This is a genomic window from Mesorhizobium sp. M1006, assembly GCF_040318825.1.
Classification (GTDB): domain Bacteria; phylum Pseudomonadota; class Alphaproteobacteria; order Rhizobiales; family Rhizobiaceae; genus Mesorhizobium.
Window position 1 is genome coordinate 1 of record NZ_JAMYMZ010000148.1, and the last position, 883, is coordinate 883.

Below are 883 nucleotides of genomic sequence, written 5' to 3' on the forward strand. Positions count from 1 at the left end.
AGAAGCGGCTGCGTTTCATGTCCTGGTCCTCTCGATGGCCAGAACGAACTTCAAACCGGATTAGATCAGAGGGGCAAGGTCAGCCGGGCTGGCGTGAAAGGACAATTTCGCGGCCCCAATGTTGAGCTTCCTCATCGCCTCCCGGGCCATGAGGTCAGACAGCACACGCTGGCAGGCAGAAGCCCTCGCCAGCGCACGGCCGACGGTGGATCAACCCCCACTGTTGAGTGCGCTTGCGTAACGTTGTTCGCGGATCCAAAAACGCAGGCCCTGCGATAGCAAGCTGTCGGGCTGGTGGTCTGCTATGGACATTCGCCAGCTGCGGAGTTCGGCTGCAGTCTCATCAAGCGACTGCTGAAGTCTCTTGCGGATCGCCAGTTGCCGCAAAAAGTAGGGGCGGCCTGCGAGGCGGAAACCCTCCGCCATTTCGGGCAATTTCTCAGCTATGCTGTCTGCCTCTTGATTAAAAGACGCGCAGTTCGTTGCCTCGGCTCTGACAACGGCGTCAGGCGAACTTATAAGAGCAATAACCTGCGAAGCGGGCGCGCGCATTGGCAAGGACACACGCCGCTTGGCGCCGTTCCGCGGTGCCGAGCACAATAGACGCTTCCATCCGCACGAGGTCATTGGGATGCAGCGCCGATGTCCCGCGAGTTCGACGTAAAATTCATCCCGGCCGCCGACGCGCTTTATGATTTCGGATGCAAAATCTTCGCCGGCTCTAGAACGCTGATATTCAGATACCGCCCTTCGAACCTCGATACTATTGCTGTCCAAGATATCCGGCGGCATTTCGATCTCTAGTGGATTGATCGAGACAAAAGAGTCCGATGTTGGATTCCCATCGGTTTTCGCATGTGCGACGATCGTGCATGCGCACCGG

General features: G+C 57.8%; 1 protein-coding gene. It reads right to left on the reverse strand.

Annotation, left to right across the window (positions count from 1 at the left end; all coding sequences use genetic code 11):
* Positions 1 to 210 precede the first annotated feature (210 nt).
* Positions 211 to 883: hypothetical protein (locus NKH60_RS34970; RefSeq protein ID WP_352875136.1), on the reverse strand; the 673-nt coding region annotated here is incomplete at its 5' end.